Origin of the sequence: Siminovitchia jepli (assembly GCF_047228825.1) — a bacterium.
Classification (GTDB): Bacteria; Bacillota; Bacilli; order Bacillales; family Bacillaceae_C; genus Siminovitchia.
Genome location: NZ_JBFEGN010000141.1, coordinates 1 through 5,800, shown reverse-complemented (window position 1 = coordinate 5,800; position 5,800 = coordinate 1). Strand labels below are relative to the sequence as shown.

8 protein-coding genes are annotated in these 5,800 nt (G+C 38.9%); 4 read left to right on the top strand and 4 right to left on the bottom strand.

Features of this window, described 5'->3' with window-relative positions; translation table 11 throughout:
• Positions 1–446: 446 nt before the first annotated feature.
• The gene (locus tag AB1L08_RS21360; protein ID WP_413066629.1) at positions 447–983 is read right to left on the bottom strand and encodes an HXXEE domain-containing protein; all 537 of its coding nucleotides are present in this window, start codon (positions 981–983) and stop codon (positions 447–449) included.
• A 1-nt stretch (position 984) separates the two neighbouring features.
• Entirely contained in the window at positions 985–1,575 is a 591-nt protein-coding gene (locus AB1L08_RS21355) for a TetR/AcrR family transcriptional regulator (protein ID WP_413066628.1), read from the bottom strand.
• 738 nt (positions 1,576–2,313) lie between these two features.
• Here AB1L08_RS21355 and AB1L08_RS21350 point away from each other — a divergent pair.
• The 4 genes from AB1L08_RS21350 (at position 2,314) to AB1L08_RS21335 (ending at position 4,477) form a co-directional block, all read left to right on the top strand.
• Positions 2,314–2,586 (top strand): hypothetical protein, encoded by a 273-nt coding sequence (locus tag AB1L08_RS21350; RefSeq protein ID WP_413066627.1) that lies wholly within the window; start codon positions 2,314–2,316, stop codon positions 2,584–2,586.
• Positions 2,583–2,873: a hypothetical protein gene (locus AB1L08_RS21345; protein ID WP_413066626.1), complete on the top strand. Its 291-nt coding sequence runs from the start codon at positions 2,583–2,585 to the stop codon at positions 2,871–2,873. Before AB1L08_RS21350 ends, AB1L08_RS21345 begins: the two co-directional genes overlap by 4 nt.
• Positions 2,874–2,998: 125 nt before the next feature.
• The gene (locus AB1L08_RS21340) at positions 2,999–3,889 is read left to right on the top strand and encodes a hypothetical protein (RefSeq protein ID WP_413066625.1); all 891 of its coding nucleotides are present in this window, start codon (positions 2,999–3,001) and stop codon (positions 3,887–3,889) included.
• Between the two features lie 228 nt (positions 3,890–4,117).
• Positions 4,118–4,477 carry an HIRAN domain-containing protein gene (locus AB1L08_RS21335; protein ID WP_413066624.1) on the top strand — a complete coding sequence of 120 codons (360 nt, stop codon included), beginning with the start codon at positions 4,118–4,120 and terminating at the stop codon, positions 4,475–4,477.
• A 62-nt stretch (positions 4,478–4,539) separates the two neighbouring features.
• On the opposite strand, the gene AB1L08_RS21330 is transcribed toward AB1L08_RS21335, so the two are convergent.
• Together AB1L08_RS21330 and AB1L08_RS21325 are read right to left on the bottom strand one after the other, a co-directional pair.
• Positions 4,540–5,064: a DUF4188 domain-containing protein gene (locus AB1L08_RS21330; RefSeq protein ID WP_413066623.1), complete on the bottom strand. Its 525-nt coding sequence runs from the start codon at positions 5,062–5,064 to the stop codon at positions 4,540–4,542.
• Between the two features lie 2 nt (positions 5,065–5,066).
• Positions 5,067–5,621, bottom strand: coding sequence for a PadR family transcriptional regulator (locus AB1L08_RS21325; RefSeq protein WP_413066622.1), 555 nt, complete (start codon positions 5,619–5,621; stop codon positions 5,067–5,069).
• Between the last annotated feature and the right edge of the window lie 179 nt (positions 5,622–5,800).

Below are 5,800 nucleotides of genomic sequence, written 5' to 3'. Positions count from 1 at the left end.
ATTATCCCATATTTATCAAAATTTAGGGGGTATGATAATTGAAATTATCTCGAAGATTTTTTACTCCTCAAGGCTGATTCTTGCTGCTTCCCATTATAGATAATTGCAGCTGCTTCTGAAAAATATCCCTTTAAATCGCCATTAATGATTTTTACTAAAATTGTCTTCAGAGAAATAAATTTTTCTGCACCTTCTCGCTGAATGTATTTCTTTGGCCAATATTCTCATTATCTAAAGCAGTTTGAGGAATAAACACTAGTTTCTTCTATTTCAGAGCATAATCAGCTTGTTTTACATAACCTGCAATAATCCTCTAATCTTTAAAAATGAACATGAAAGACAAAAGGACTCTTGCAAAAAAGGATTCCACCAGAGCCATTATCAGAAGATTGCAGTTCAACAAATTCGAGAATTTTCGGGGAGTTTCGGGGAGTGACAGGCACCTGTCAAGTACGTCGATTGCGACTACGAACAAGATAAAGAAAGATAAAAGGAACTCCAGCACACATGCTCAAACTGCTCCAGATGATGTCTCCGCTGGTAATCACAGCTTCCGCCAGCAAACGGTAGTATGCATAGAGAGAGTAAGGCAATACGAGAAAGATGGAGGTCATTACACCCGGGGTATACTTTCTTAAATAAACCGCTTGCCCGATGTGTGTAAAGACATGAGCGAAGAACAACGCCAAAAACATCAAATAAGGAAAGTAGAATGAAAACAGAACGGCAATGAGTGTTGACGCTGTAATAGCAAGAAAGATCCGGAACACGTCCTGTGCAAATTGGACCGTTGTTACCTGAAAACTGCTGTAAAAGTGTTTGTGCATGAATGGCGGGATCTTTTTAAACACAAAGTCTTTGTTTTGTTTCACCCAGCTTTCAACGGTAAGAATCTCCTCAAAATCATGAAACATAAAGATAATGGGGAACAACCACACAACAGTCAAAATATGCAGATGCGTATTAAACCATTCCAATATCACTCTAATCACCTTCTCCAGCATGGTTAAGGATACCACTCAAAAAGATATGTGCCGCTTGTTCCGCAAGCACTGTTTCTGTTTTTTTCCCGGTTAACACATAACGGTGGACTAGTCGCTCCGTGACAGCGACTATTGATTCAGCTGCTACCCACGTATCTATATTGGGGCTCACGATTCCCAGACGTTTATTTCTCTCCATGTTGTTCACGATTTGTTCTACGATTTTTATGCGTATCTTTTCGCTGTCATCTGCATGCTGCAACGCTATCCTGGTTAAATACGGATTTCTGCCAAACAAGGAAAATAATTGAATAAACGTGCTTTTTACATGTTGATGGATGTCTTTTGGCGCCAGGGTGGCCGCTTGCTTTCCGGCATCACCCAAAAGTACAAGTTGCCGGTCAAACTCCTGAAGCATTTGCTGAAACAAATCTTCTTTACTCTTAAAATAAAGATAAAAGGCAGCTTGTGTTAAACCGGCTTTAGCCACAATGTCGCCGACCCGGGTACTTTGCAACCCTTTTTGGGCGAAAAGTTCTTCAGCAGCTTCAAATAACTTTCTCTTGCTCTGTTCACCTTTACTCTCGGTCATTATTTTCATCTCCTTTTATAACTAACTGATTAGTTAGTTATTACAATAGCAGAGATATCAAGCTTTGTAAATACAACTGGCAATATAAAAGTTTAATCGTCCAAGAAAAATTTTTACCTTTCAATCTCATTGTTTGAACTACTGAAGAAACATCTTCAATCCCGCTGCCAGTTCCTCTGCCTTTTTTTAATCAACTTACCAACTTTAGATGCTCTCTTTCTTATTACGATCTTAGCTTATATTTTACTTATGATCAGTGGGGGTTAGAGGGGGCACAGGCTAAGCGCCTGTATGCCCCCACTGATTGAAGTTTCACTTTATTCGAATCTGCAACCAAGAATCCAGCCAAACAGATCGTCCTTGGTTTCATCGAAGTAATGCCCGGCGATATCCGGCCTTTAACGGGATCCCATTCTTGGTACACCATGCTGACAAGGACATTGCAAAGAGTGGAAGTAAAAATATGAAAGTATCCAGAAGAAAGGAAGGGGTACAAGGTCAGGTGAAAAAATATACTACTGTCACCAGTATATTCGACATAACCTGCAACAATCCTCTAATCTTTAAAAATGAACATGAAAGACAAAAGGACTCTTGCAAAAAAAGATTCCACCGGAGCCATTATTAGAAGATTGGCAGTTTGACAAAATTCGATAATTTTCGGGGAGTGACAGGCACCTGTCAAAAAGAATATACTATTGTACAAAGATAGGTTGATAAAAGAAGAAGGTGATTCTGGTGATAAAGCGAACTGATAAATGGACGGTCATTCGGAACTTTGCGATGACAGGGGTGCAGGATGCAGGGAGAATTGCCCTTCTGGGTTTTCTCGCCGGAAGGCTTGACCGTATTTCTTTTGTTCGGTCATTAGAATATTCGAAAGTTGGCGTGAGAATGTCCACCAAGCGATTTGGCTTATGGCCGAGAATTTCGTATATGGGATTCATTCATGATGTGCAGTTGCCTGATCCTTTTCTGTTTATCGCGGGATGGCGGACAGTGATGAGATGATTGATGTACTTTTAGAGTTTGACGGAGCCGATCAGGCAGAGTGGTTTCAAAAAGTATTAGTTGATTCAGCTGCAGACAAGCGTTTGCAACCTGAGGAACAGTTGGCGAACTTGCGCGATCAGATTGACCAAATTCTTGATATTTATTCTGATATTCAACAACAACTAAAAGAGGGGGCAGGTGAACGAGAAAAAGACTTGAAGAAATTCTTGGAGATGGCTGAAAAAGATATGGCTCGCTTGAATAGAGAAATAAATCAAATTGAAGAAAAAGGTGAAAATCCTTGAATTTTTTATAGATTGCAATGGTTGGAAAAAAGTACGTTCCTAAAATTATTGAAAAGAGTATTTCACAGTAACCTATTGTGTTGATGATGCAGTAATACATGAATATATAGAATGATGTATTTCAGATGAGGGTGATAAAAATAGAAAAATTAATAATGCAAAAGTGCATTGACTTTTCCTCAAACTTAAATTTTGTAGGTGGGCAAATAACGAGAGATGGAACATTACTGCTAATTGAAAGTGGCTTAGAGGAAAGTGGCTTAGAGGAGTTGGATTTTTTTCAGCGTCCTGTAGCAAAACACAACTGGACAATTCGGATGATTAACGGTGAAAATATAGAAACAGTTGAATTACAAAAGGTTCCACTTATACCGACGGAGGTAGACTTATTTTCAGATGGTTCATTGTTGCTTGTGCAATCCCGTTGTTTGAAAGATGGAAAATATATGGAAAGAAATGCAAGAAGATACAATCCTAACGGGCAATTAATTGAAGCATTCCCGCTTGGTGATGGGATTGAAAATGTACAAATCGACGAAACCGATACGATTTGGGTTAGTTATTTTGATGAAGGGATATTTGGGAATTTTGGATGGGAACAGCCTATGGGAAGTGAAGGTATTGTTGCCTACACGATGAATGGAAATAAGCTATGGGGTGCAAGTGGCTATGGAATTGTTGATTGCTACGCACTAAATGTTGTGAGTTCAAGGGAAGTCTATTTCTACTATTATGATGATTTTTTTCTCGTACAATTAAATGAGAAGAAAGAGACTATTCGATATCGTGTCGAAGGAAAGGGTGCGATGCAGCAATTTATGTTTGACCAAGCAGGTATGATTGGTCAAATAGATATGTATACAATAATGCGTTTTCAAATAAAAAATCGTACGATTACTCCAAAGAAAAAACTGCAGTTAATAGATGAACACGGCAAACGTATTATTGGCCCAGTGTTTATGCGGGGAACGTTTCTTTATGCGTATGGAAAAGATGGAGTCTATAGGAAACTGTGACCTGTGATTGCTTCGATCTTTAGCAAAAGAGTTCGTATATGAGATCAGCTCTTCAAACAAAAATGTGAAGAGGTTTTTTGAGGTCGCGGGAAGAAATTCGAAAAGAATGGGAAATGGGTCCTTTTCGATCCTTTTTTCATAAGCTTTTAAGTTAAGCGGTTTACTCATAAGGATGGCTCTTTTTTGAGTGATTTGATGATGGAATGTTAATTGAAAGGAGATGATGGCATGTCTGAAGGGGTTTATGTAACGGTAGTAGGGAGTAAGCATTATAAAGGTTCAGCAATTTTTCAGGTGGGGCAAATTATTCGACTTGTGAAAGATTATAAAAATGCTTATGACGACGAGGCGATTGCGGTTGAAATCGACGGACTTGGACATGTTGGCTATGTTGCCAATAGTACATATACGGTTGCCAGAGGAACGAAAAGTGCGGGCAGGATCTACGATACTTTTGATCACTATAGCTATGGCGTTATTCGTTTTATCTTAAAAGGGGATGCCATCGCCCAACTTCTAGACTACCATGAATATTCACTCCAAAACGACGAATTCAAAATTACAACGAGTTTTCTCATACCAAAATAATTTATATATTCTGTGTGCACTCAGTAGGGAAAGAAAGCCCCCCTACTGATGGAAGTCTCGCTTTATTTGATTGAATCTCCGCTAGCTTTACGATTGTTCAAGCTTTGTTCATGATGTGCTTTTAGTCGTTTTTGAGCAGAGATGCGTTCCGGCGTAATGGGGATATGTTTCATTGCTTTACCCAGGCCGTGAAGGGGCATATTTCCATATACCGATTCGTAATTTCCCTTTTTCGGCTCATAAGTTTCATGATAGATTCCGACCGCATCATTATTCCCGACTTTTTTATTAAAATTTTTCCAGGCAGCCAAATGCTTGTCTCCCTTTGCATAAGCCAGAAGATCAGCTGTTGAGCGCCAGTATTGAATCATGACAGTTGTCCTAAGGCCGAAATAACTTTCCATAGATAAAAATCCTAACTCTTCCTTTTTGGTATAAAGCTCCTTAATCATCCCGGGCATCGCGTTAAATACTGGTATCCATTTATGCACAGCATAACGTTTGTTAATCCGCATGCCGATCAGAAACACGACAATGTCCTCATCATTCTCCGTTGTATAACGCCCGGTATAAATTTGTTTCGCCATTTTTAATTTCCCCCTTTTAAAAACTGTTCCATTGTTTCGTCACACCATTCAATAGCAGCCATTGTGATCCGTTTTCCATAGTCTAGGGTGAACAGCCAATATCTGGCATCTTCCTTGTCATGCTTATTGGTGGAAATCATTTGTTCTATACGGCTATATGTTTCGTAACGTTCTTCCAATTTTCGTTTGTATTCCTCAAGGTGCAATAATGTATTTTCTTTAGACCGGTGGCGTCCAAAAAATAATTTGAGTAAAATCTCATTCCGCTCGACAGGTATTTGCTCGACAGGCTTCTCCAACCAATCCTTTAAGACAATTTTTCCTTTTTGTGTAAGGTGGTACTCTTTTCGATCTGGCTTCCCTTCCTGAGAGGAAATGTGGACTGTGGCTAACTCTTCCTCCACAATCAGTTTTAGTGTTGGATAAATCTGTCCATAACTAATCTTCCAAAAATGATTTAAACTTTGATCGATTAGTTGCTTAATTGCATATCCTGATTTGCATTCTGTCGTTAAAATTCCAAGAATTGCATACGTTGTATGATTATATTTTTTCAAAGGAATCTCCCTATCTAATTGATATATATCTTTATGATATATATATTACCAAAAATTTCTCAAATAGCAAGAGGAATTTGGAAAACAAAAGGCAAAATGCACAGTTAGACGTTCATGCCGCTTCCGCGGCACCATCAGCAGGATGAAAATGGATCAACGTCGAAGTATATTTTTACGGC

Coding starts and splice junctions, on each gene's coding strand:
- AB1L08_RS21355 (WP_413066628.1), bottom strand. CDS start 1,575: ATGACCGAGAGTAAAGGTGAACAGAGCAAGAGAAAGTTATTTGAAGCT.
- AB1L08_RS21345 (WP_413066626.1), top strand. CDS start 2,583: ATGATTGATGTACTTTTAGAGTTTGACGGAGCCGATCAGGCAGAGTGG.
- AB1L08_RS21340 (WP_413066625.1), top strand. CDS start 2,999: ATGAGGGTGATAAAAATAGAAAAATTAATAATGCAAAAGTGCATTGAC.
- AB1L08_RS21335 (WP_413066624.1), top strand. CDS start 4,118: ATGTCTGAAGGGGTTTATGTAACGGTAGTAGGGAGTAAGCATTATAAA.
- AB1L08_RS21330 (WP_413066623.1), bottom strand. CDS start 5,064: ATGGCGAAACAAATTTATACCGGGCGTTATACAACGGAGAATGATGAG.